The sequence below is a fragment of the Algibacter sp. YIN40 genome, from assembly GCF_057219435.1.
On the sequence record NZ_JBXVVC010000001.1, the window covers coordinates 167,628 to 192,152 of the forward strand.

The 24,525-nt window shown below is 32.4% G+C and carries 16 protein-coding genes; 9 read left to right on the top strand and 7 right to left on the bottom strand.

The genetic code is table 11. The features are described 5' to 3' along the window. Window positions 1-366: 366 nt before the first annotated feature. The 5 genes from AC2D6V_RS00850 to rlmB all read left to right on the top strand — a co-directional run bounded on the left by AC2D6V_RS00850 (window position 367) and on the right by rlmB (window position 8,667). A complete protein-coding gene (locus AC2D6V_RS00850) occupies window positions 367-1,869 on the top strand; it encodes a POTRA domain-containing protein (RefSeq protein ID WP_484646147.1) in 1,503 nt (500 codons plus the stop codon). A 119-nt stretch (window positions 1,870-1,988) separates the two neighbouring features. Next, window positions 1,989-5,168: a SusC/RagA family TonB-linked outer membrane protein gene (locus tag AC2D6V_RS00855; RefSeq protein ID WP_484646148.1), complete on the top strand. Its 3,180-nt coding sequence runs from the start codon at window positions 1,989-1,991 to the stop codon at window positions 5,166-5,168. 10 nt (window positions 5,169-5,178) lie between these two features. Then, window positions 5,179-6,873, top strand: a complete 1,695-nt coding sequence (locus tag AC2D6V_RS00860) for a SusD/RagB family nutrient-binding outer membrane lipoprotein (protein WP_484646149.1) — start codon at window positions 5,179-5,181, stop codon at window positions 6,871-6,873. Window positions 6,874-6,918: 45 nt separating this feature from the next. Beyond that, window positions 6,919-7,800, top strand: a complete 882-nt coding sequence (locus AC2D6V_RS00865) for a hypothetical protein (RefSeq protein ID WP_484646150.1) — start codon at window positions 6,919-6,921, stop codon at window positions 7,798-7,800. A 132-nt stretch (window positions 7,801-7,932) separates the two neighbouring features. Next, complete coding sequence (rlmB, locus tag AC2D6V_RS00870; RefSeq protein ID WP_484646151.1) at window positions 7,933-8,667, top strand: 23S rRNA (guanosine(2251)-2'-O)-methyltransferase RlmB; 735 nt, start codon at window positions 7,933-7,935, stop codon at window positions 8,665-8,667. Here the strand turns inward: rlmB and AC2D6V_RS00875 are convergent. Further along, the gene (locus AC2D6V_RS00875; protein ID WP_484646152.1) at window positions 8,664-9,383 is read right to left on the bottom strand and encodes a rhomboid family intramembrane serine protease; all 720 of its coding nucleotides are present in this window, start codon (window positions 9,381-9,383) and stop codon (window positions 8,664-8,666) included. The two genes, rlmB and AC2D6V_RS00875, sit on opposite strands and share 4 nt — an antisense overlap. A 131-nt stretch (window positions 9,384-9,514) precedes the next feature. Here AC2D6V_RS00875 and AC2D6V_RS00880 point away from each other — a divergent pair, with 131 nt between their 5' ends. Beyond that, on the top strand, window positions 9,515-10,798 hold the full coding sequence (locus tag AC2D6V_RS00880; protein ID WP_484646153.1) for a replication-associated recombination protein A: 1,284 nt from the start codon (window positions 9,515-9,517) through the stop codon (window positions 10,796-10,798). Between the two features lie 16 nt (window positions 10,799-10,814). Here AC2D6V_RS00880 and AC2D6V_RS00885 read toward each other — a convergent pair whose 3' ends face one another. The 4 genes from AC2D6V_RS00885 to radC form a co-directional block, all read right to left on the bottom strand. Further along, on the bottom strand, window positions 10,815-11,693 hold the full coding sequence (locus tag AC2D6V_RS00885; RefSeq protein ID WP_484646154.1) for a hypothetical protein: 879 nt from the start codon (window positions 11,691-11,693) through the stop codon (window positions 10,815-10,817). A 73-nt stretch (window positions 11,694-11,766) separates the two neighbouring features. Next, entirely contained in the window at window positions 11,767-12,456 is a 690-nt protein-coding gene (locus tag AC2D6V_RS00890; RefSeq protein WP_484646155.1) for a YjjG family noncanonical pyrimidine nucleotidase, read from the bottom strand. Further along, window positions 12,453-13,748, bottom strand: a complete 1,296-nt coding sequence (locus AC2D6V_RS00895; protein WP_484646156.1) for a polysaccharide deacetylase family protein — start codon at window positions 13,746-13,748, stop codon at window positions 12,453-12,455. The genes AC2D6V_RS00890 and AC2D6V_RS00895 overlap by 4 nt, the downstream gene beginning before the upstream one ends. After that, window positions 13,749-14,447: a RadC family protein gene (gene radC / locus AC2D6V_RS00900; protein ID WP_484646157.1), complete on the bottom strand. Its 699-nt coding sequence runs from the start codon at window positions 14,445-14,447 to the stop codon at window positions 13,749-13,751. It lies immediately after the preceding gene. A 146-nt stretch (window positions 14,448-14,593) separates the two neighbouring features. Here radC and AC2D6V_RS00905 point away from each other — a divergent pair, with 146 nt between their 5' ends. Next, window positions 14,594-15,046 (top strand): DUF1569 domain-containing protein, encoded by a 453-nt coding sequence (locus AC2D6V_RS00905; protein WP_484646158.1) that lies wholly within the window; start codon window positions 14,594-14,596, stop codon window positions 15,044-15,046. Window positions 15,047-15,052: 6 nt separating this feature from the next. After that, a complete protein-coding gene (locus AC2D6V_RS00910) occupies window positions 15,053-15,646 on the top strand; it encodes an FMN-binding negative transcriptional regulator (RefSeq protein ID WP_484646159.1) in 594 nt (197 codons plus the stop codon). 38 nt (window positions 15,647-15,684) lie between these two features. On the opposite strand, the gene AC2D6V_RS00915 is transcribed toward AC2D6V_RS00910, so the two are convergent. Together AC2D6V_RS00915 and AC2D6V_RS00920 are read right to left on the bottom strand one after the other, a co-directional pair. Further along, window positions 15,685-17,040 carry a UDP-N-acetylmuramate--L-alanine ligase gene (locus AC2D6V_RS00915; RefSeq protein WP_484646160.1) on the bottom strand — a complete coding sequence of 452 codons (1,356 nt, stop codon included), beginning with the start codon at window positions 17,038-17,040 and terminating at the stop codon, window positions 15,685-15,687. A gap of 146 nt (window positions 17,041-17,186) precedes the next feature. After that, window positions 17,187-18,137, bottom strand: coding sequence for a tetratricopeptide repeat protein (locus AC2D6V_RS00920; protein ID WP_484646161.1), 951 nt, complete (start codon window positions 18,135-18,137; stop codon window positions 17,187-17,189). Window positions 18,138-18,321: 184 nt separating this feature from the next. Between AC2D6V_RS00920 and AC2D6V_RS00925 the strand changes: the two genes are divergently transcribed. Continuing rightward, a complete protein-coding gene (locus AC2D6V_RS00925) occupies window positions 18,322-24,474 on the top strand; it encodes an alpha-2-macroglobulin family protein (protein WP_484646162.1) in 6,153 nt (2,050 codons plus the stop codon). Window positions 24,475-24,525 lie beyond the last annotated feature (51 nt).

Here is a 24,525-nt window from a genome sequence, read left to right on the forward strand (position 1 = left end):
TATAATATATATAAATTTAAAAATCCTCTTATTAGAGGGCTGCAAAGGTAGAAATTAAAATGAATTATTCAAACCCTAAAACATTAATTTTTAAGAGTTTTTAAAAATAATATAATCGTATATATTATAAGTGTCTATTTTCCGTTAGATTTACAGCATCTAAGAGCTGATTTTAACGTGCAGAAAACTTCTTTTTTACTCCTTATTATATATACACTTTTTTCTTCGGAAACATTTTGCCAAAATTTAAATCTTAAAGTTAGTGGAGAAAATGAATTCGAGACACAAATAATTGATTCCTTAAATTACAGAATAAATCATAAGAACTATAACTCTTTAGAATCTGAAATTGACTCAATACAAAATGTGCTATACAAAAAAGGATACATTGAAAACAAACTTGATAAAATTAGCAAAACATCAGATACAGTTTTTAATGCAGAAATTCATTTAAAACAAAAATATAACACCATATATATATACTATAAAAAATCACAAGTAGATGTCTCAAATATTAATTTGATTTCAAATAAAGTTTTTGTCAATTATTTTATAATTAATTTTATTGAAATTGAAAATGCTTTAAACTTTATCAATTCAAAAATATCACAACAAGGTTTTCCTTTTTCTAAATTAAAACTCTCGAACATAAAAATTAGAAAAGACTCAAATCTAGAAGCACAATTAATAATAAGCTCTGAAGAACAAAAAAGAAACATTGATAATATAATTATTAAAGGATATGAGAAATTCCCCAAATCTTACCTCAAGCATTATTTAAAGATAAAAAAGAACAGTCTTTTTGATTTAAATGAAATCAAGAAAAAAAATGAGCGCCTGGATAATTTAAAATTAGCCAATCAAATAAAACCAGCTGAAGTTCTATTTACTAAAGATTCCACTACATTATTTTTATATATAGAAAAAGCTAGAAGTAATTCGTTTGATGGTTTTTTAGGTTTCGGCACTAATGATGAAACCAATAATTTAGAATTCGATGGCTATTTAAACCTAAATCTAACAAATAACTTAAATTTTGGGGAATCATTTAGGCTTCTTTATAAGAGTGATGAAAATGACCAAAAAACATTTAATGCAAATGTATCAATGCCATACTTATTTAAATCTCCAGTAGGGGTTGATTTTTCACTACAAATTTTTAAACGCGATTCATCTTTTACTACGGTAAATCAAAGTGCGAAATTACATTATCAAATAAATTCAAAAAACAAAGTTTATTCTGGTGTTAACTCAACTACTTCTAATAATCTATTATCCAATAGCATATCATCGATAAGTGATTTTGATACTACCTTCTATTCTTTGGCTTATGAATATATATCACGACAATCGTATAACCAACTATTTCCTATTAAGACCTCACTATATCTTGAAGCAAACTTTGGAGAAAGAACTACATCTGTCATTTCTGATAAGCAAACGCATCTTTTTATTGACGCATTTAAATTAATAAACTTCAATAATAGGAATAGCTTGTTTATAAGAGCAAATAGCTCAACTTTAAATTCCGAGAATTATTTTGAAAATGAGCTACTTCGTTTTGGCGGGATTAATTCCATAAGAGGCTTTGAAGAAAACAGTTTATATGCTTCGTTGTTTGGTGTTATAAATACCGAATATAGATTTCAACTTAGTAATAGCATATACATTCATACTATTACGGACTTGGCTTATTTTGAAAATGAGGTAATCAAATCCAAAGAAAAGCTTTTTGGTTATGGCTTTGGTTTCGGATTATTAACCAAAGCAGGCCTTTTAAAGTTTAACTACGCAAATGGCAAAACCGAAAATCAGCCATTCAAGCTTGCTAATTCCAAGATTCACATAAGTCTTTTAGCCAATTTTTAATTCTTTTTTTAACATTTTCTTAGTTTTTTTAACTTCTTCAAGAAATTTTAACGAGAAATTGTTGTTTTATTAACTTATTATTAAGATTTTTGGCATTGACTAATTCAAATAATTATAAAATGAAAACAAAGTTTAGTGGAATGCTAACGCTTTTACTGGCGTTTGCTGTGCAACTAACGTTTGCGCAAGAAAAGACAATATCTGGTACGGTATCCGATCAAAGCGGATTACCACTACCTGGAACTACTGTCTTAGTTAAAGGTACAACTTCTGGTGCCTCTACAGATTTCGATGGTAATTACTCAATTAAAGCGAGTCAAGGTGATATCCTTGTATTTAGTTTTGTTGGGTATTCTAGTCAGGAAGCCGCTGTAGGAAATTCTAATACCATTAATATTGCTATGCAGGAAGATGCGCAAGCGCTTGATGAAGTAGTAGTAACAGCATTTGGTATTAAAAGAAATGCTAAAGATTTAGGGTACGCAGTAAGTAAAGTAGAAACTGAAGAACTTGTTGAAAATTCTGAACCAGATTTATTAAGATCTTTATCTGGTAAAGTAGCAGGTGTAAACGTAAACTTCTCCAGTGGTGTTGCTGGTGCTTCGAATCAAATTAGTATTCGAGGGCAAACTACAATTGGTGGCGCAAGTCAACCTTTATTCATTGTAGACGGTATTGCTTACGATAATACACAAATAACAACTTCAAGTCAAACTACTGGAGGTGGTGGATATGAATCTGGTATTTCAAGTTTAGATCCAAATAATATTGCATCTGTAACTGTATTGAAAAGTACAGCAGCAGCAGCTTTATATGGATCAAGAGCAACTAACGGAGTTATCGTTATTACTACAAAATCAGGTTCTGCTGGAACTGGAGACACTAATAACAAATTAAGCGTTAATGTTAGCAGTGGTACTTATTTTGAAAAGATAGCTAATCTTCCAGAATATCAAAACAAATATGGTCAAGGTACTCAATTTGATTTTGGTGCAGGTTCTAATGGATCTTGGGGAGCTGCCTTTGATTCTAGAGAAACTATACCAGTATGGAATAATTGGGTAGCAGCATTTCCAGATATATATGGACCAGGTCTTATAGAGACTTTGCCTTATGTAGGGCAACCAAATAATGTTGAAGGCATGTTTAGAACTGGAGTTGTTAATGACAACTCGGTTACGGCATCATACGGAGATGAAAATGGGAGTTTTAGTGTTACATTGTCCGATTTAGCACAGGAAGGTTATATCCCTTTTAACACTTATGACAGAACATCATTTTCTGCTGGAGGTAATTTTAAATTAAAAAATAACATTACAGTTGGTGGAAACATAAGTTATTCTGATACAAAACAAGTTGGTGGTTTCTTTGGTAACAATCAGTTTGCTGGTTCAGCATCCTCTTTTGCAAGAACTTTATGGTTTGGTAGAACATGGGATACAACTACTGTTCCTTACACAAACCCACTTACTGGAGCATCGGTAACTCCTAATGATGGATGGGATCATCCATTATGGTCTTGGGAAAACGATCAAATTACAACAGATAGCAATAGAATTGTTACTAACCTAAGTGTTGGTGTTCCTATTAACGATAATATTTCTGCTTCATTTAGAGTAGGTTATAACAAGTATAACTTAGATAGAAGACAAATACGTCATCCGCTTTCAAGAGCATCAGCGTTAACTGGAGGAACTTTAACTACAGATTCTGCTGTTAATACTGATATTGAATCAACATTATTAGTGAATTTTGACTATGAGTTAACAGATGATATTGGCTTATCTCTTATAACTGGTATGAACTCATATCAAAACCGCTTTGAGCGTTTTGCAAATATTGGAACTACTTTTGCTTTACCAGGTATATATACCTTAGCAAATACTATTACGGTTTCGAATGCTTTTGACAATTCTTCTGAAAAAAGCAATATAGGTGTTTTTGGAGATCTTACTTTATCATATAAAGAATTTCTATTCTTAAATGCTACAGGAAGAAACGATTGGTCGTCAAGTTTACCGCTTGATAATCGTTCATACTTTTACCCATCTGCCAGTTTATCATTAATTGTTACTGAAGCTCTTAAATTAAATAGCGATGTGTTAACCTTTGCAAAACTAAGAGGTGGTTGGGCATCTGTAGGTAACGATGCGCCAGCAGAATTTTTAAATACAACATTCGCACCTGGAACGCCATTTTCGGCCATTCCTGTAATTGCCAATAGAGTGTCTCTTGGAGATCAAGAAATTACGCCTGAATTCACAGACGAAATTGAAATTGGAGCAGATATTGAATTCTTTAATAGAAGAATTGCCATAGATTTTACTTGGTATGAAAAAACTACAACAGATTTAATATCTCCTGTAAGTGTACCATCTAGTAGTGGTTTTACAACCTTAAACACGAATATTGGTGAAATGGTGAATACTGGTATTGAAGTTGGTTTAACATTAGTTCCAATACAAACAGAAAATTTCAGTTGGACTTCTTTTACAACATTTACTAAAAATGATAATGAAGTTACAAAGTTAGTTGAAGGATTAGAAAGAATTCGTTTAGATGGTAACCAAGTTGCATATGCAATACCAGGCCAGCCTTTTGGTGTATTTTTTGGATCTGATCATGCTAGGGACGATCAAGGAAATTTATTAATTGATCAATCTACTGGTTTTATTTGGGAAGACCCAACTAGTAGTATCATTGGTGACCCTAATCCTGATTTTAAAGTTGGATTTATCAATACTTTTAAATACAAAAATCTATCACTTCGCGCTCAGTTTGACTGGAGAGAAGGTGGAGATATTCAATCAATTAGTATTGGTTCTTTACTAGGACGTGGTGTTACAAAAGATACTGAAGACAGAGAGCGTACACACGTTATACCAGGAGTATATAGTGATGCTAACTTAAATGTGCTTACAGATTCAAGTGGAAGCCCAATTCAAAATACAACTCAAATAGACACTAATGCCCTTTATTTTACAGGAGGAGGTCCAAGTTCTACTTGGGGGATAAATGCGCCTGATGGTGCAACTGTATTCGATGGTACGGTTTATCGTTTAAGAGAGTTAAGCTTAGGCTATGACTTTCCTCAAAAATGGTTAGATAAAACACCGTTTGGGAAAATTTCTGTGAGTGTTATTGGTAATAACCTATGGTACTTTGCTCCTAATGTACCAAAGTATACTAACTTCGATCCAGAAGTAACTTCTTTCGGTTCAGGTAGAATTCAAGGTATAGAAAACTCATCGGCTCCAACGTCAAAACGCTACGGGTTTAAAATTAATTTAACTTTTTAAATAAAAAATAATGAAAAATATAAAATTAAAAAGGCATTATTTCTATTTAATGTCATTGGTAATTACTTCTAGTCTGTTTTTATCAGGTTGTAGTAAGTATTTAGATGTAGATACAGATACAGACAATCCTACGGAGGCACCAATTAATCAATTATTGCCAAACATTGAGATTGCAACTGCAAATCTTGTTGATTACAATTTTTGGAGCGGTGATATGCTATCTGTTTATACGCACCAAACGGTAGCAAGAGAGGAACAAGACCAATATGGTACACGTCCGAATAATATTTTAATGAATAACGATTGGAATAATGTTTACTTAGGTTTAACAGACATTGAAACACTTATATCACAATCTGAAGCTGAAGGTGCTACAGTGTATTTAGGTATAGGCCAGTTAATAAAAGCTTATTTCTTGACTACAGCTGTAGATATGTGGGGTGATGTTCCTTACCTTGAAGCTACTCAGTTAAAGGAAGGTGTTGTAAGTCCTGTTTTTGATGATGGAGAATCTATATATCAAGCAGCACTAGATCTTATAGATGCTGCTAAATCTAACCTTAGTAACCCGGCAGGAACAGCACCTTCTGGTGATGATTTCTACTATGGCGGTTCGACTAGCAAATGGATTAAATTTGCGAATACGTTTAAATTAAAACTTTACAATCAAATAAGATTATCTTCTTTATTTAATCAATCTGATTTAGATGCTTTAGTTAGTGAAAATAATTTTTTCACTTCAAGTGCAGACGATTTCCAATTTACACATACGGCAACTGTATCACCTCAAGATGAGCGTAATCAGTTATTTCAAGGCGCATATGGTGGAGCTCAAGTTAGCTATTATATTAGCCCTTGGTTTTATGAAATTTTGCAAGGTATGAACCCTAATATCCATAATGGGAACCAAGATCCAAGAATACCTTATTATTGGGCTAACCAATTAATGGACAATCAATTTCCAAGAGATCAAACAGATGATGAAATAGATCCTCGTGCAGATTATTGGGATTCGTCAACAGGATTTTTTACTATTCGTTTTGGTAGTATTGGACCAGATAGAGATGGTGCAGTACAAAATGATGCTACATTCCCTGGTATATTTCCTTGTGGTGGACGTTACGATGATAATGCTGGATTTGCTAGAACAGTAGCTAGTGGAACAGGAGTAGTTCCTAGAAGGATGTTAACTTATGATGAATTCTTATACACTCAAGCCGAATTAATGAATGTTGGTTTAATTTCTGGCGATGCTGGAGCAAAATTAACGGAAGCCATGACGGCCAGTTTTGCTAAAGTAGATGAAGTTGTCGCAGGCTCTGGTACTACGCAAACAGTTCCTGTATTAGCTGGAACTACAGCAGTTACAGATTTTATATCTAATGTAGATGCAGAATTTGCAGCGGCAAGTACTGAAAAACAATTAGAAATTATTATGACTCAGAAGTGGGTTGCAACTTATGGAGATCCTATGGATCAATATAACGACTATAGAAGAACTGGATATCCAGTTTTAGCAGATCCAAATGGTTCTAACGAATATCAATTAGATAATGGTGATGACTTCCCTCTACTTGATAGTGATACGGTTTTAAATAACCCATTCCAAGTTACTTTTTTCTGGCCAGAAAATGAGCTTAACTTGAATGTAAATGCTCCTGCACAAAAAGATCCAGCGACCTTTAAAGTGTTCTGGGATAATTAAAATTTGTTTTAGAAGTATGAAATCATTAACTTTAAAAAAAAAAACATGAAAAATTTAAAATTATTATTTTTATCACTTGCCGTTGCAATATTTGCAGTGTCTTGTGAAAACGACGGTGGAGATTCCGCTCTTAATTTGGATGCGGGTATTGTTCCAGATATGGTAAAAGTTGCTACTAGTGAAGCATTTTTTGACTTAGTAAGGATAGCCAACGGGGAAAATGTATCTGTTACTTTTAGCGCAGATGTAGCACAAGGTAGTCCGGCTTCAACAGATATTATAGCTGTCTATAAAACTGCAGCTGGACCAGTTTATTTTGCTACATTATTTGCAGGGGTTTCTTTACCTCAAGAATTTACAATTGCTGCAAGTGATATTGTTGCTGCATTTCCACATCTTAATAGTCTTTCAGATATATTGTTAGCTGATGTTATTGATATATCTACAAGCTTTACAACGCAAAATGGTACTGTTTTAACTTTACTTAATGAAGATGGATCGACTAATTATGGAACGAATATTGCTAATTCTGTATTATACACTACTAAAATAAGCTATCCTATTTCTTGTCCTTCAGATATTGGAGGTGAATACGTTGCTGTTTCTAATGGAGATAATACTGACGGTCAACCACCTGCTGTAGATTTTACTCAAGACGTAACCCTTACCGATTTAGGTGGAGGTGCTTATGAAATGTCTGATTTCTCTGGTGGAGTTTATTTTTACTGGTACGGTATTTACGGGGTAGGACCTTTTAATCCAGGTACTTTTACTGATGTTTGTGGTACTATTACTGGAACTTTTTCTGATCCTTGGAGTAATCAATTAGTAATTGAAGATGGTAGTGTTAATCCTGATGGAACTATATCTGTAAGTTGGGTTAACGTTTGGGGAGACTTCCTTACAACTGTACTTACACCTAAATAATAAATTATAGATTTATTTTACGTAAATCAAAATGTTAAAAACCACCAAAGTTTACTCTTTGGTGGTTTTTTTGTTATCCATAAAAATTAACATCCATAATTAACTAAAAAGAGATTATGTATATTTACTGCCATGCAAGATCAAACACAAATATTCGGTATCCGTGCCATTATAGAAGCTATTAATGCGAAAAAAACAATAGATAAGGTTTTTTTACAAAAAGGGCTCAAAGGAGAACTATTTGGTGAATTGGAGTTAATTTTAAGAAAAAATTCTATTAACTTATCTTATGTTCCTGTAGAGAAATTAAATAGACTTACTAATAAAAACCATCAAGGTGCTGTAGCACAAATATCACCTATTGCCTTCCATAATATGGAAGAACTTGTTTTAAGTGTTATTGAATCTGGTAAAATTCCTCTTTTCCTTTTATTGGATCAATTAAGTGATGTACGTAATTTTGGTGCTATTATTAGAACAGCAGAATGTACAGGGGTTGACGCTATTATTATTCAAAAAAAAGGTGGAGCACCTGTAAATGGCGATGCTATTAAAACAAGTGCTGGGGCTGTGTTTAAAGTCCCAATTTGCAAAGTAGATCATATTAAAGATGCGGTTTTCTTTATGCAAGCTTCTGGAGTAAAAGTGATTGCAGCTACCGAAAAAACCAAGGACACTTTATACGATGTCTCTTTTACTGAGCCTTGTGCCATTATTATGGGATCCGAAGGTCGTGGAATTAATCCGTCTACGCTAAAAGTGGTTGATGCTAAAGCAAAACTCCCATTGCTAGGTGAGATAGAATCTTTAAACGTCTCTGTAGCCTGTGGCGCTTTTTTATATGAAGTAGTTAGACAAAGAAGCTAATCTTTACTTTTTTTGAAGGTGTAATTTATAATTGACGCTTCTACTTCCTCTTCTGTATTTTCAATAAAGTTACCCTCTTCATCAAAATGCTTTAGAAAAGGATCATTATCTTCATTATAATGGTCCTCTTCCCAATTATATTTTTTTGGTTTAGCAATTTCCTTTCGCATGATTAATGCAAATAACAGCCCCGTTATAAGACCTGCCAAGTGACCTTCCCATGAGATGCCTTCTTCAATAGGTAATGTATACCAAACCATACTTCCATAAAGAAAAACAACCAATAAAGACAGGGCTATTAACCTATAATGCTTCGCAAAAACACCTTTAAAAAAGGTAAAACTTACCAAAACATATATTAAACCACTAGCACCAATATGATACGATGGTCTTCCAATGCACCATGTTAAAAAACCTGATAAGAGTACTCCAAAAACAATAACTTTCCATGCAATAGGTCGGTAGAAATAAAATAACGCCATAGACAATACAAATAGCGGAATTGTATTATGATATATATGCTGAATATCGCCATGAATAAAAGGACTTAACAAAACACCTCTTAGCCCCCTGAAAGTTTGCGGATACACCCCATATTTACTAAAATTGAAACCAAAACGCACCTCAAACCAAAAAATCAACCATATGGCTAATACAAAAAATATTGGGTATGCTACAACTCCAGTTGTAAATTTAAAATGTTCCGTACTTTTCATTATTTTAAAGATAGCAAATAGTTAACCAACTTATGTATGGATGCTAAATTGTCAGTCAGCAATGAATCTTACCACTCTCAAATTCTTTTATCGAGCTATGTTAAAGCAAAAAATTAAAGTATTTTTACGTAATGAATGTCAATGAACCTTTAGCGGAGCGTTTAAGACCAAAAAGCCTTGAAGATTATGTGAGTCAGTCACATTTAGTTGGAAAAAATGGTGTTTTAACTCGACATATTGAACAAAGTTTAATTCCTTCTATGATTTTATGGGGCCCTCCAGGGACCGGAAAAACAACTCTGGCAAACATAATTGCAACAGCATCTGGTCGACCATTTTACACCTTAAGTGCTATTAATTCGGGTGTAAAAGATATCCGTGATGTTATTGAAAAAGCGAAACAAAGTGGTGGATTATTTACAACTAAAAACCCAATTTTATTTATTGACGAAATACATAGGTTTAGTAAATCGCAACAAGATTCTTTATTACAAGCAGTTGAAAAAGGCTGGATAACACTTATTGGTGCCACGACAGAAAACCCGAGTTTTGAAGTTATTTCTGCCCTTTTATCTCGCTGTCAAGTTTATATTTTAAATGCATTTGATAAGAAAGACTTAGAAACCCTTTTAGAACGAGCTATTAAAAAAGATGAATTCATCTCTAAAAAGAAAATAAAACTAAAGGAAACGAATGCTTTACTAAGGCTTTCAGGTGGTGATGCAAGAAAATTATTGAATGTTTTTGAGCTTATAATAAACTCATTCGATTCTGGTACTATCGAAATAACTGATGATACTGTTTTACAAAAAGTTCAAAATAATACGGTGCATTATGACAAAACAGGAGAACAGCACTATGATATTATTTCGGCATTTATAAAATCTATTCGAGGAAGCGACCCCAACGCAGCGGTATATTGGCTCGCTCGAATGGTTGAAGGAGGTGAAGATGTTAAATTTATAGCTAGACGACTACTAATTTTAGCTAGTGAAGATATTGGTAATGCCAATCCAACGGCTTTGGTGATTGCTAACAATACATTTCAAGCCGTTTCTGCAATTGGGCATCCCGAATCTCGAATTATTTTGAGTCAATGTGCAACATACTTGGCTTGCTCACCAAAAAGTAATGCTGCCTATAAAGCAATAGGTAATGCACAGCAATTAGTTAAGCAAACTGGGGATTTGTCTGTTCCTTTAGAAATAAGAAATGCACCAACAAAACTAATGAAAGAACTTGGTTATGGTGACAACTACAAATACGCTCATAATTATGATTTAAACTTTGCCAACCAAGAATTTATGCCAGAAGAAATAAAAAATTCAACATTATATGAACCTGGAAACAACTCTAGAGAAAATGCGCAACGAGAATTCTTAAAAAAACGCTGGAATAATAAATACGGATATTAGTTGTTATTTGAAAAAATTAAAACTTAATATTTAGCTTTTCCTTTTTTAATATATTACTCACATAATACTCTAAAACCCAAGTATCTCCTTTTTTGTATATAATAGCATTTTTACCTTCAACAAAAAAGACGTTATGTAAACTCGAACTCTTTATTTTATATACAACTTTAGGAGAACTGTCTACTAATTGAAAACCATTGTCTGTTTCTTGAGCATATAAAACATTTGATACTAATTGTTTAACTGAAGCTTCTGAAGTTTTTAATTTGGTTACTACCTCTTCAATACGCTCCTCAAAATTAGGTAGCGGTTCAGATATTTTTGGTTCTAGCTTGACAACTTTTTTAGCTTTTTCTTTTTTAAGATTTTGAATTTCTTGTTTTAATTGTTGAATTTCTTCCGCTACTTCATTTTTTGCAGATATATCTTGACTTGTTGCTAATGACGTTATACGTTCGTTTGGTTCATATTTATAATTACGTGTTTCTAAAGATTTAAAGGCACCTCTTAAAGCTAAATTATAAGCTACTTTAAATTCTTTTTCGCGGCTTTCACCAACTTTGGAAGTATAGACCACATTATCATTACAATCTGCTAATTCAACAAAAAGTTTTGTCTTAAAAACGCCTGAATCTTTAATAACGTTTGATTTCAAAGCTAAACATCTATTTCTTATTAAATCTTCAGGGTATTCTGTTCCCTCCATTACGGCTAGAAAACCATGTTTATTAAATAAAAATTTTGCTAAAGAATTTAACTGATACTGATCTTTTTCATTTAAAAAATCAAATTTATTTGGCACTATAATATATTTATAACTGTTTAAGTTTACTTGAGAAAACATTGATAATGAAATAAAACATACTATAAGGATTGAAAATATTTTAGTCTTCATTTCTATTAAATATTATTGTTACATTCTAATTGTAAAGATACTCTTTTACTATATTATTCTTAAACCATTAAGGCTATAGAAACTTTTTTAATTGAATTAAATTATCAACGCACTTTATATTTTCTTCTAACTTTACCCCATGCAAATCAAAAAAAACCACATCCATACCAATATTTTTAGCTCCAAGAATATCTGCTTCGTAGCTATCCCCAATCATAATACTTTTACTAACATGTGTATCAGCTTTATCAATAGCAAAGTTGAAAATTTTAGGGTTAGGCTTTTTTACCCCAACCATTTCTGAATTAGTTACGGTTTTAAAATAATCGTTTATTCCAGATTTTTCCATTTTTTTCTGTTGCACTTCATCAAATCCATTGGTAATAATATGTAAATCATAACTAATATTTAAATAATCTAATATCTCTAGCGTATTATCAAACAAATGATTAAATGTAGTAAGATAAGTAATATAGTCATCAGACAATTTATAAATTACTGATTCTTCAACTTTTAGTCCAACAGCCAAAAAGGCTTCATTTAATCTTACAAAGCGTAATGCTTCCTTTTCAATCTTCTCCTCACGATAAAGTTTCCAATACTTAAGATTTATAGGAACATAGTGATGTAAAAAATCAGCCGTGTTAACGCTTATGTTATTTATTTCAAAGATTTTTTTAAATGTTAATGCTGAATTTTTATCAAAATCCCATAGGGTATGATCTAAATCAAAAAAAACATCGGATATTCCATTAACTCTCATTTTGTCGAATCTAGTATAATATTAAACAAATCTTTAAACCCTTTCCAACGTAACGAATTACTGAAGGTATAATTATGGAATACCGGAACAAATTCTCCGTTAACTGCCTTTATTTCGGAAACTACTTCATTTAAAACTTTCTTCTTATCTAACAAGGATTTATTTTTTAATAATGTATAATCCATAATGTGATATGAATTTATTTTTAATGGAGTCTGTGTTTCGTAGTCTAAATCATAGAACAAAAATGGTGTGCATGATCCAGCTCTAAAACCAACATAATTAGTATAACCCATAGTATAATCTTCTTTTATCTCAAGTTCAATTAAATTTCTGTAAGACTCTGGAAAATTTAACTTAGAATAGGACTGACGAGATGCCTGTAATGATGAGTTAATAATGGACTCCATTTGTTTCTTTTCTTTTTTTAAAAGGGAGGTGTCTTCTAGTGCGAAATATGATATTTTCAATCCTACGAGGCAATAATCTCCAACGTGTTTTATTAAAGATTTAAACTTCTTTTTGTTAACATTAATACCTTTATCGTAAGTAGAAAACGCACCTATTAGAAAGAAAAATTGAAACTTGTTTTTAGCTTGTTTCTGCTTGTTAATTATATACTTGTATGTATCGTAAGGGTCATGTTTAAAAGACAATAGAACTGCATAACGATTATATAACCTTTTAAGTTTTAATTGGAAAACATCTTTCATCGTCCCCCCAAAAGTTCGCATAATTCCTTTAAGTCGAAATTTATAAGCGGAAGGCACGTCGATAACAGGTTTAATAGCATAAGACCTTTCTGGAAAAGTAAAATCTGGATATAATTTTTCAAGTATCGATTTAAATTTATAAGCCCATATATCTACCACTGGTTGATGCAAAAAATCGTATTTGTACGCAATACTTTCTGTAGCAAGAAAACGTCCATATTCATCCTTTACTTGAGGTAAATATTCTTCATACCTTGCTAACAAATAGAACGATGCTGCAAAAATATCGAAAGGCATGGTGCTCTTATCACCATTATAAAAAAAACATTTTGTGTTTTCCCAATCGTGCACATTAATTTCAATATCTGACAAGCCTTGTTCGAATAAAATATCATGACTTTTAACAAAAAATTCATTACCCAATTGTTGTCTTGTATACGACATTTTCAAACTGTCGTGTGCAATAAAATCTTCTATTTTAGTTGTGAACTCTACCTTTATTCCAAGAATTCTAGTACAGATATGCTTAAAAGCATATTTTAATCTTGGTGATATTTTATGTGTATATACTAATAACATTTAAAGCAAGGTTTCATCTGCAAAACTAAAGTATGCTTTTTCTGTTATTATTAGATGGTCTAACACTTTTATATCCAAACTTTCAGCAGCATTTTTAAGTTTGGTCGTTATCTGCTTATCAGCAACGCTAGGTTTTAAGGTTCCAGATGGATGATTATGAGCCAATATTAAACCCGTAGCTCCAACTTCAAGAGCATTTTTTAGTACCAATCGAACATCTACCAAAGTCCCAGTTATACCGCCTTTACTTAATTGATTTTTTTGAAGGACTTTATTAGAATTATTTAAATAGATAATCCAAAATTCTTCATGCTGAAGCTCACCAATTACAGGTTGCATTAATTCAAAAACCGATAGACTAGATGTTATTTTCTTTTTTTTCAATGCGGCTTCTTCCCTTCTCCTTCTACCTAATTCTAAAGCAGCAGCAATGGTAATTGCTTTAGCTTCTCCAATACCTTTAAATTCCATTAACTGTTTAAGAGAGAGCTTTCCCAATTCACTCAAGTTATTATCAACACTTGCCAAAATGCGCTTACACAAAGCAACCGCGCTCTCATCTCTACTCCCAGAACCGATTAAGATGGCTACAAGTTCTGCATCGCTTAATGCTGCTTTTCCTTTGTAAAGTAATTTTTCTCTAGGTTGGTCATCTTGAGACCAATTTTTAATTGAAAAAGAAGTTTTGTTTTCAGACATAAAATCAAATAATCTTGAAAAAGAACACAAGAAATTTGTTTAAAATTAATTTTGCTAAAGAGACAAGTTTAAAAAACTAAAATCTCACTTAGTGAGTAAAGATAAATATTGTAAATTTCCGGTGCAATTTAAAAATCGTTTTAGCAATGAAATCCTTATTTAATAACGAAGCTCATCAAGAAATTATTAATCGCTTAGACACTTTAAATGAAGAAACTAAGGCCAATTGGGGTAAAATGACTGTTGGTCAAATGCTTTGCCACTGCCAAAAACCGCTAGAGGTTGCCAACGGTAAAATAAAGTTGAATACCCAAATTGGTTTTTTTAAGAAGCTTTTGTTTAAGTTACTAAAACCTATTGTGTATAATGATAAACCTTATCAAAAAAACTTAGATTCTGTTCGAGAATTTAGAATAAAGGAACCAAAGTATTTTTCAACTGAAAGAACTAAATTAGTAGACGTAATAAATGAATTTACTAATTTAAAAGATAAAACAAACTGGCCGGCGCATCCTTTATTTGGAAACTTTAATGCTGAGCAATGGGGTCAAATGCAATACAAACACTTAGACCACCATTTAAGACAATTTGGAGTTTAATAATTCATGAAATATCCACCACCACACCATCAAGACAGTAACATCGATCACATGATTGAAGTGGTTAAAAACTATCCTTTAGCTACTGTTATCTCCATTAAAAACAACTCCCCTTATCTTACACATTTACCCCTAATTTACAATGAAGCTGGTAAACTTATTGGGCATATAGATAAATTTAATCCACATGCAGATTTATTAAGAGACAGCAACAAGGTTACAATCATTTTTTCTGGACCACAATGTTATATATCGCCAAATGTTTACAGCACCACACAACTACCAACATGGAACTATATTAAAGTACATTTAAAAGGAACCGTAAAAGCTATTGATAGTAAAGAAGCATTAAAAGAATCGTTAATTACCATGACCTCTTTCTTAGAAGCTCCAGAACATAAATATGTTTTAGATCCTGAGAATCCAAGAATGGAAGCTGCATTAAATTACATCAAAATGTTTGAAATTTCTATTGATTCATGGGAAGGGAAATTTAAACTCTCACAAGACAAAAAAACAAAAGATATTGAACTTGCTAAGGCTGAATTAATTCGGGCTAATAAGGAGAGTATTGAGATATTTTTGGGTAAAATATTTTAATTAAGGTAATATTTAATACTAATAATAACAGCATCACATCATTCTATCAACCCTCTAACCTCATCAAAATCCAAACCACCATAATTCCCAGAGCTCATTAAAAGCAATGCTTTATTATTAAAATTCTGAGAAAAAAGAAAGTCTTTAAAATCGTCTGGATTTGTGTAAATAATTAAATCGTCTCGCTGGAAAGCATTGGCTATTTGTTCGTGCGTGATTTCTTCCAGTTTTTTTATTTCAACAGCATGAGGCGAATAAAACACCACCGCAATATCGGCAGCATCTAGCGCGCCTTTATATTCTTTTAAAAATTCTGCATTCAAACTACTGTATGTGTGTAATTCTAAACAGGCTACTAAGGTTCTATCTTTATATTGTTCTTTTACGGCTAGGGTTGTAGCTTCTACTTTACTTGGCGAGTGTGCAAAATCTTTGTAGGCCACACTTGTTTTGCTTTCTGCTATTTTTTCTAAGCGTTTGCTAGCACCTTTAAAAGTGGCAATAGCTTCGTAAAAATCGTCCTCATCAATCCCCATATGCTGGCATATCCATTTTGCTCCAGCCAAATTATTGAGGTTATGCTTTCCAAATACTTCAATGGGTAAATCACCTTCGGGAGTTTCTAATAAGGTCTCACCATTTTCGACTGTGTAATTAGGGGTTCTATAAGGTAATTTACGAATCGTATTTTCACTTGCTTCTACTATGCGCTTTACTTCAGAGTCTTCTTCGTTATAATTTATACTTCCACCATTTACAATGGAATCTACAAATATGCTAAACTGTTCTAAATAATTTTCATAGGTTGGAAACACATTAATATGATCCCAAGCAATGCCACTTAGCAGCGCAATATTAGGCTTATATAAATGAAATTTAGGACGCCTATCTATTGGAGAACTTAAGTACTCATCTCCTTCTAAAACAATAAAATCGTTGTCTTCGGTTAGTTTTACCATTACGTCGAAGCCTTCTAATTGCGCCCCTACCATATAATCAACATCGCGACCATGGTAATGCATAACATGAAGTATCATAGAAGTAATGGTTGTTTTACCATGACTTCCTCCTATAACAACACGTGTTTTATATTTAGACTGCTCGTATAAAAACTCTGGATAGCTGTAAATTTTCAATCCCAATTCTTGAGCTTTCAATAATTCTGGGTTATCTTTTTTAGCATGCATCCCTAAAACAATAGCATCTAAATTTTGGGTGATTTTTTCAGGGTACCAGCCAAAAAATTCAGGCAGCAAACCTTTAACTTCTAATCTGGATTTTGAAGGCTCAAAAATAGTATCGTCACTTCCAGTTACCTTATATCCTTTATTGTGCAATGCCAAGGCTAGATTATGCATAGCAGAACCACCAATAGCTATAAAATGTACATTCATAAAACAAATATCAAGTTCCAAATATCAAATTCCAAATTATTTATCATGAAGTTTTTGCGTTAGCGATTGCAATGAAAATCCTTTTTGTGAGGCACCAACTAAAAGATTGCAATGAAAAGCTCGACCCTCGTGGTAACGCCCAAATATTAGAGATTTAAGATTCTCTCCTTTTGTTCCTTAAAAGGCTTTATTTTAGGAAGTTCAGCAATCGCCAAATCGATATACTTTAAAGCCTCTGTTTTGTTTTTCTGATGCACATGTATTTGCGCCAATCGATAATGCGCCCAGGCTTTAGGAACACCATCTTCTTCTGAATAATTATTTATGTATGTTTGAAGACATTGCTCTCCTTTTTGCAGCTCAACATTATATTCTGCGGACACCTTTCCTATTTGATAATGCAATGCATTTCGCTGATGCTTTTGTTGTGTCTTTTCAATATTCTTAATAGCTTTTTCAGGTTCGTTTTTACTCTCATAAAGATCTGTAAGCTTATTAAAGCAAGTTAAAGACCCTCCTTCTTTAATTGCCATTTTATAATATTTTTCAGCCAACTCTGACTCATTATCATACTCATAAACATAACCTTTTGCGAGATATCCATCAACGGCTGAAAGATTTTCGAGTTCTTCGGCATATTTTAGTGATTTACTTTTGCTACCACCAAAAATGCCTGGTAATTGCATATACAATTCTACTAGTGCCCATCTTGCAGGAATATGATTTAAATCTAATTCTGTCGCTTTTGTAAACGCAGACTTTATGTCTCCAATAAAGCCAATAGCTTTAAACTTGTTCTCCAAAGCTTTCATACCTAATACTCCGCCATACTTATAATGATAATTGGCATTATCATCATCTGCTTCTACCAGTTTTTCATAAACTTCAATGGCATCATTCCATTTTTTTTGATAACCGTAGGCATCTCCTAACAATTCTATGGCTACTAAATTATTTGAATTCGCTTCTAAATACGTTTCAATTATAATTTCTGCTTTTTCATACTTCTTTTGTTGAAATAAGGCCTTAATCGAATCAAGATTAGATTGACCGATAGCCATTATAGGGCATAGAAATAGAAACAGCATTTTCTTCATAGCAAATAATAAGTCGAAAAGCACAAAAATAACCTTTCGTGAGCAAATTTTAATAATAACGCTTAAAAGTTCACTTCTATTTTATAATTAAAAAACCTAACTTCACTCAACCAAATACATAATTCGCACATTAGTTGTTTTTTGGTATAGCTTTTGAAAGTAATTTGGTAATAAATTTAAAGACATGAAATATACACTGTCCCTCTTAATGATTATACTTTTTGCTTCTTTTTCTAATGCCCAATCGAAAAACTATAATGACTCATGGGTGATAGTTGAAAAGCTAGAAACTCATGGATTACCAAAGTCTGCTTTAGATATTGTTGAGCAAATTTCAGAAATGGCAAAAAAAGAAGATAATGCATCTCAGCTCATAAAAACCATGCTCTTTAAAAGCAAGTTTGCATTGGTTTTGGAGGAAGACGCACAACTAAAAATTATTAGTGATCTTAAAGTTGAAATTGATAAAAGCAAATTCCCTACAAAAAATGTTTTAGAAAGTATTCTTGCGAATTTGTATTGGCAATATTTTAATCAACACAGGTGGCAATTTTATAACCGAACCAAAACAGCTGAAAAAGTAGATACCGAAGACTTTAGAACATGGGATTTACAAACACTTTTTAACGAAATCCATAGCCATTTTCAAAACTCATTACAAAATGGTTTAATGCTACAATTAGAGCCTTTAGACGATTATAATGAAATACTTAACCTTCAAAAAGATTCCAAAATTTACAGACCAACTCTATTTGATTTTTTAAGTCATAATGCTCTAGCATTTTATAAAACAAACGAAACACATATTACGAAACCTGCTTATAAGTTTGAGATTGACAATTCCCATTTTTTAGCCAACACTGAAACGTTTTCTAAATTGACCATTAAGTCTAAAGACTCTGCATCTCTGCAGCTTAATGCCTTAAAAATTTATCAAGATTTAATTCATTTCCATTTAAAGGATGAATCACCTTTGGCTTTAGCTGAAGTAAATATTGAACGTTTAAAATTTGTAAATCGGCATGCAACATATAACGACAAAGAAACCATTCTTCTGAATGCCCTTAAAGCTGAAAAAGATAAATTGAAAAATCATGAAGTTTCGACATTATATGACTTTGAAATAGCAGCTATCTATTTTCAACAAAGTAAACAATACAATAACAATTTAGATGATAAAAACCGTTGGATAGCAAAAGATGCCATTACTATTTGTAATGCCGTTCTTAAGAATTTCTCTGAAAGCAAAGGGGCTGAAAAATGTGCTATTTTAAAGCAACAAATTGAACAACCAACACTTCAAATAACGGCAGAAGCTTATTTACCTATTCAAAAGCATTCGCGTTTATTAGTTAGTTATAAAAATTTAAATTCAATTCAATTTAATATCTATAAACTAAATAAAAATCAACTTGAAAAATTTAAAAACACTTACAGAAAAGACGAACAATTAGTCTTTATAAACAATCTGAATTCATACAAAACATGGAATAGTAGACTTCGAAACGAAAATGATTACCAAACACACACCACTGAAATACTTGTACCTAAACTCAATAATGGCTTGTATCTAATTGTTGTAAAACCATCTGATAGTTCAGAAAGTTTTGCATTTGCTAATATACAGGTTACAAATATGGCATTAGCAGAAACTGAAACATCTCAATACAAAATATTTCAAGTTATAGATAGGAATAATGGTGCTCCTATTAGTAATACCAATGCCGAATTATCTTATAAATCAAGAAATAATAGAAACTTAATTTCTAAAAATTATACTACTAATAATTTAGGGCAAATTAAAATTAAGAAAGACAATAGTTGGTTAAGAAATGTAGAAGTAAAAGTAAAAGGCAATAATGATTTAGCCTATTTTGGTGATTATTTTATAAGCCAAAACTATAAGCAACAAAAAGAAAGAGCGCATTATAAATCCTTCTTGTTTACCGATCGAAGTATTTACAGACCTAGTCAAACCGTATATTTTAAATCAATAATAGTTAAGAAGAATAATGGGAAGTCTGAACCTCTTACTAATGAAACAATTTTTGCGACTTTACATAATACTAATGGAGAGAAACTATCTGAATTAGATTTAGAGACCAATGATTTTGGCTCGATTTCTGGCGAATTTATTTTACCAAATAATGGTCTAAATGGACAATATTACATTGAAATATATTCAACGATTGGTGCCATAAGAGAAAACCATTATTTCTCTGTTGAAGAATATAAGCGACCTAAGTTTGAAACTAAATTCAAACCTGTTACAGAAACCTTTAAAATTAATGATTCTGTAAGGGTAAAAGGTAATGCTCTAGCTTATGCAGGTAGTAATATTACCGATGCGAAAGTGGTATATAGAGTGCATAGAAAAGTGGAATATCCGGGATGGTATTTCTGGTATCGTCCTTGGTTTAAAAGTGAACCACAAGAAATTGCTCATGGAGAAAGTATTACTAACGATAAAGGTGAATTTGACATTACTTTTAATGCACAGCCAGACCAAAGTGTAGATAAAAGTAGTTTACCCATTTTTAATTATGAAATCACCGCAGATGTCACCGATATAAATGGTGAAACTCGAAGTGCGACAACTATTGTAAAAGTTGGTTATCATGCATTAACTGCTAACATGATTATTCACGAAACTTTAGATAAAACTAAAAAAGATCACAAAATTTCTATTGACACCAAAAACCTAAATGGCGAATTTGTTACAGCAAAAGGAATCATTAAAATCTATAAGTTAAAAGAACCAAATAGTGTTTTAAGAAAACGGCCATGGGCAGCTCCAGATTACCAAAGTCTTTCAGAAGAAACGTTTAAAAATCACTTCCCATATGATGCGTATAAAGATGAGGACAACCCTAATAATTGGCAAAAAGGAGCTTTAGTTTTTGAAGAACCATTTAACACTAAAGATTCTAAAGAACTGAAACTTGGCAAAATAAAAAATTGGGAATCAGGACAATACATAATCACATTAAGTAGTAAAGATAAGTTTAGCCAATTAGTAAAAGACCAGACTAGAATTGACCTATTTAGTAGTCAAGATAAAACCCTATCAGACAATCAATTATTTAATATCTCAACAGACAAACTAAGTTACGAATCTGGAGATTTGGCGGAAATAACAATAGCTTCGGCTGCTCAAAATGTAGCCGTAACTGTATCAATTGAAAAAGATAAAAAAATAATTAGCACCGAAATTATACAACTGAGTAATAATAAAAAAACCATCTCCATTCCTGTGACAAAAGAAGATATAGGTGGTTTTATTGTGCATTATAGTTTTGCTGCGTTTAATGGTTTTAAATCGGGAACACAGGCTATTTCTGTGCCTTATCCAAAAACGAATTTAGAGATTGAAACCACGACATTTAGAGACAAATTACAACCAGGAACCGATGAAACATGGAGTTTTAAAATTAAAGGTCCAAAAGGAGAGCAGGTAAGCGCCGAATTATTAGCAAGTATGTACGATGCCTCTTTAGATCAATTTAAATCCCATACTTGGACATTCAACCCAATTAACAAGCCAATATATTATTCTAACAGCCGCAGTAATGCTAACCAAAGTTTTGGAACACGAAATTTTAGAGTATATCAAGATAGATTTCGGGCTAATTATTCACAACAAGCCTATGACCAATTGAATTGGTTTGGGTTTAGTTTTGGATACAACCGGTCAATAAGAATTAGAGGTAATGCGAGTGTTTCTAAGGCACTTAGTGGTCGTGTCGCAGGTGTTCAAATCGTTTCAAATGAAATGGAAGTTGAAGAATCTGTGTTAATGATGGAAAGTGATGATAACTTGGATGAAGTTGTAGTTGTTGGTTACGGTGAAAAGTCGAAAAAACATTCAGTAGAACAACTAAATGAAGGGGAAGGTTTATATGATAGTGTTTCGGAAAATGAACAAGAAAAATCAAACTTCGACAACATTAAAATTCGTAAAAATCTGCAAGAAACAGCTTTTTTCTTTCCGCAGTTAAAAACAGATGAAGCAGGAAACGTAAGTTTCAGTTTCACTACTCCTGAAGCTTTAACCCAATGGAAATTACAATTGTTAGCGCATACTAAAACTTTAGAAAGTGCAACACAATCTTTAACAGCCGTAACCCAAAAGGAGCTTATGGTAATTCCAAACACACCTCGATTTTTACGTGAAGGTGATCACATTACCATAAGTTCAAAAATTGCTAATCTTACAGAAAACCAACTTTCAGGGCAAGCTGTTTTAATTTTAACTGATGCTGTTTCTGGAAACAATATATCTCAAAAGCTTATTCTTAATTCCGATAATTCTCTCCCTTCGGGAGAGATAGCAAAGCCAGAGAGGGATTTTATTGTAGATGTTAAAGGCAACACACAAGTATCTTGGGATTTGTCAATACCAGACGACGTTCAAGCAGTTCAATATAAAGTAATTGCTAAATCGGAAGCTTTTAGCGATGGCGAACAAAATGCACTTCCTGTTTTATCTAACCGCATGTTAGTAACAGAGACACTGCCTATGTGGATTCGAAGCAATCAAACTAAAACGTTCACTTTAGATAAGTTGAAAACCAATACCTCTACAACTCTTAAAAATCATAAGCTTACCTTAGAAATGACTTCCAATCCTGCATGGTATGCAGTGCAAGCACTACCCTATTTAATGGAATATCCTTATGAATGTAACGAACAAACATTCTCAAAGTATTATGCAAATGCTCTAGCGAGTCATATTGCAAATTCAAATCCTAGAATTCAAGAGGTTTTTAATCAATGGCGAAATACTGATGCTGTACTTTCTAACTTAGAAAAAAATCAAGAACTCAAATCTATTTTAATTCAAGAAACACCTTGGTTACGTGATGCACAAAGCGAAACCGAACAGAAAAAACGAATTGCGCTTTTATTCGATTTAAATAAAATGAATAACGAATCGCAATCGGCTATTAGGAAACTAAAAAACAATCAAATGCCTACTGGTGGGTGGTCTTGGTTTAATGGCGGATATGAAAACCGATACATTACACAGCACATTATAACTGGTTTTGGACATTTGAAAAAGTTGAATGTCACCCTGAGCGCAGTCGAAGGGTCTCAGATGATTCAAAAGGCCATCAACTATTTAGATGCTCAATTTGTAAAAGAATATAAAGACATACGAAAGTATAATGCTAAAGTGGATTTGAATAAAGACCATTTAAGCTATACACAACTGCACTATTTATATATGCGAAGCTTTTATCCAGGAATTAAAAAATCAGACGAAGTTATCGAGATTAGCAAGTTTTATCAAACACAAATTCAACAATATTGGTTAAGTCGTTCATTATACTCAAAAGGATTAATGGCATTGGTTTCTCATAGAATGAACGATTCAAAAACGACAAGTAAAATTCTGAAATCATTAAAAGAAACAAGTATTACTTCGGATGAATTAGGTATGTATTGGAAATCCAACACCAATTCATGGTATTGGTATCAGGCACCAATTGAAACACAAGCTTTATTAATTGAAGTTTTTTCTGAAACTGGATCTGTCATTCAGAGCGAAGCGAAGAATCTTGAAACAATTGATAATCTAAAAATATGGTTGCTTAAAAACAAGCAAACAAACCGTTGGAAAACAACCAAAGCAACCACCGATGCTGTTTATGCTTTATTACTTCAGGGTAGTGATTGGTTATCGGTTACCGATATGGTGGAAATTATAATTGGCGGACAACAAATTAACCCTTCTAAATTAGAAGATGTAAATGTTGAAGCAGGAACAGGTTATTACAAAACGGCTTGGAGTACTTCTGAAATTAAACCAGAAATGGGGGAAGTGAAAATCACCAAAAAAGGCAAAGGCATTGCTTGGGGAAGTTTATACTGGCAATATTTTGAGGATTTAGATAAAATAACTTCAGCAGAAACACCGCTTAAACTAGAGAAAAAGCTATTCCTTAAAACCAATACAGATACTGGTGAAGAAATTTCAGAAATCAATACTGAAACGAATTTAAAGGTTGGTGATTTAGTTAGAGTTCGCATAGAATTAAGAAGTGACCGAAACATGGAATTTATACATATGAAAGATTTGCGTGCTTCTGGTTTAGAACCTATAAATGTTCTAAGCCAATATAAGTGGCAAGATGGTTTAGGCTATTATGAGAGTATAAAAGATGCTTCAACAAATTTCTTTTTTGACTATTTACCAAAAGGCATTTATGTTTTTGAATACGATTTAAGAGTGAATAATGCTGGTAATATGAGTAATGGTATTACTACTATACAAAGTATGTATGCTCCAGAATTCAGCAGCAACAGTGAAGGGCTTAGGATTACTATAAAATAATTGATCTTTCATTGAAAACCTAAAAGACAACTACTAATTCTTTCTTTGAAT